Origin of the sequence: Streptomyces sp. NRRL S-340 (assembly GCF_000720185.1) — a bacterium.
In the GTDB taxonomy this organism is placed as follows: domain Bacteria; phylum Actinomycetota; class Actinomycetes; order Streptomycetales; family Streptomycetaceae; genus Streptomyces.
The window spans coordinates 1-2,626 of record NZ_JOIY01000090.1; the positions used below are offsets into that span (position 1 = coordinate 1).

General features: G+C 56.9%; 2 rRNA genes. Both read left to right on the forward strand.

The annotated features are described in order from the left end of the window. Window positions 1-2,474: ribosomal RNA gene (locus IG64_RS37050) — 23S ribosomal RNA — on the forward strand; the annotation flags it as partial. A gap of 55 nt (window positions 2,475-2,529) precedes the next feature. Continuing rightward, window positions 2,530-2,626, forward strand: a 5S ribosomal RNA gene (rrf, locus tag IG64_RS37825); the annotation flags it as partial.

The window sequence follows — 2,626 nt, forward strand, 5'->3', positions numbered from 1 at the left end:
TCTCGTGACTGCGTGCCTTTTGAAGAATGAGCCTGCGAGTTTGCGGTGTGTTGCGAGGTTAACCCGGGTGGGGTAGCCGTAGCGAAAGCGAGTCCGAACAGGGCGTTTTAGTAGCACGCTCAAGACCCGAAGCGGAGTGATCTAGCCATGGGCAGGTTGAAGCGGAGGTAAGACTTCGTGGAGGACCGAACCCACCAGGGTTGAAAACCTGGGGGATGACCTGTGGTTAGGGGTGAAAGGCCAATCAAACTCCGTGATAGCTGGTTCTCCCCGAAATGCATTTAGGTGCAGCGTCGTGTGTTTCTTGCCGGAGGTAGAGCACTGGATAGGCGATGGGCCCTACCGGGTTACTGACCTTAGCCAAACTCCGAATGCCGGTAAGTGAGAGCGCGGCAGTGAGACTGTGGGGGATAAGCTCCATGGTCGAGAGGGAAACAGCCCAGAGCATCGACTAAGGCCCCTAAGCGTACGCTAAGTGGGAAAGGATGTGGAGTCGCAGAGACAACCAGGAGGTTGGCTTAGAAGCAGCCACCCTTGAAAGAGTGCGTAATAGCTCACTGGTCTAGTGATTCCGCGCCGACAATGTAGCGGGGCTCAAGCGTACCGCCGAAGTCGTGTCATTGCAGCATATACGCCCAACGGCGGCTGTGATGGGTAGGGGAGCGTCGTCTGCCGGGTGAAGCAGCACCGGAAGGTAGTTGTGGACGGTTGACGAGTGAGAATGCAGGCATGAGTAGCGATTCACACGTGAGAAACGTGTGCGCCGATTGACTAAGGGTTCCTGGGTCAAGCTGATCTGCCCAGGGTAAGTCGGGACCTAAGGCGAGGCCGACAGGCGTAGTCGATGGATAACCGGTTGATATTCCGGTACCCGCTGTGAAGCGTCAAACATCGAGCATCGTGATGCTAAGGCCGTGAAGCCGCCCTGATCTCTTCGGAGTTGAGGGGAGTGGTGGAGCCGCCGGCCCAAGCGGTTAGTAGGTGAGTGATGGGGTGACGCAGGAAGGTAGTCCATCCCGGGCGGTGGTTGTCCCGGGGTAAGGGTGTAGGCCGCAAGGTAGGTAAATCCGCCTTGCATCCGGCTGAGACCTGATGCCGAGCCGATTGTGGTGAAGTGGATGATCCTATGCTGTCGAGAAAAGCCTCTAGCGAGTTTCATGGCGGCCCGTACCCTAAACCGACTCAGGTGGTCAGGTAGAGAATACCGAGGCGTTCGGGTGAACTATGGTTAAGGAACTCGGCAAAATGCCCCCGTAACTTCGGGAGAAGGGGGGCCACACCTGGTGAGAGCACTTGCTGTTCGAGCTGGGGGTGGCCGCAGAGACCAGCGAGAAGCGACTGTTTACTAAAAACACAGGTCCGTGCGAAGCCGTAAGGCGATGTATACGGACTGACGCCTGCCCGGTGCTGGAACGTTAAGGGGACCGGTTAGCTCCATTTCGGTGGGGCGAAGCTGAGAACTTAAGCGCCAGTAAACGGCGGTGGTAACTATAACCATCCTAAGGTAGCGAAATTCCTTGTCGGGTAAGTTCCGACCTGCACGAATGGCGTAACGACTTCTCGACTGTCTCAACCATAGGCCCGGTGAAATTGCACTACGAGTAAAGATGCTCGTTTCGCGCAGCAGGACGGAAAGACCCCGGGACCTTTACTACAGTTTGATATTGGTGTTCGGTTCGGCTTGTGTAGGATAGCTGGGAGACTTTGAAGCATGCACGCCAGTGTGTGTGGAGTCGTCGTTGAAATACCAGTCTGGTCGTGCTGGATGTCTAACCTGGGTCCGTGATCCGGATCAGGGACAGTGTCTGATGGGTAGTTTAACTGGGGCGGTTGCCTCCTAAAGGGTAACGGAGGCGCCCAAAGGTTCCCTCAGCCTGGTTGGCAATCAGGTGTTGAGTGTAAGTGCACAAGGGAGCTTGACTGTGAGACCGACGGGTCGAGCAGGGACGAAAGTCGGGACTAGTGATCCGGCGGTGGCTTGTGGAAGCGCCGTCGCTCAACGGATAAAAGGTACCCCGGGGATAACAGGCTGATCTTCCCCAAGAGTCCATATCGACGGGATGGTTTGGCACCTCGATGTCGGCTCGTCGCATCCTGGGGCTGGAGTCGGTCCCAAGGGTTGGGCTGTTCGCCCATTAAAGCGGTACGCGAGCTGGGTTTAGAACGTCGTGAGACAGTTCGGTCCCTATCCGCTGTGCGCGTAGGAGTCTTGAGAAGGGCTGTCCCTAGTACGAGAGGACCGGGACGGACGAACCTCTGGTGTGCCAGTTGTTCTGCCAAGGGCATGGCTGGTTGGCTACGTTCGGGAGGGATAACCGCTGAAAGCATCTAAGCGGGAAGCCTGCTTCGAGATGAGGACTCCCACCCACTTGATGGGGTAAGGCTCCCAGTAGACGACTGGGTTGATAGGCCGGATCTGGAAGCACGGTAACGTGTGGAGGTGACCGGTACTAATAGGCCGAGGGCTTGTCCTCAGTTGCTCGCGTCCACTGTGTTAAAGTGTGCTTGTTCGCTCGAAACCATGAGGGTTTCGGTGGTCATAGCGTGAGGGAAACGCCCGGTTACATTCCGAACCCGGAAGCTAAGCCTTACAGCGCCGATGGTACTGCAGGGGGGACCCTGTGGG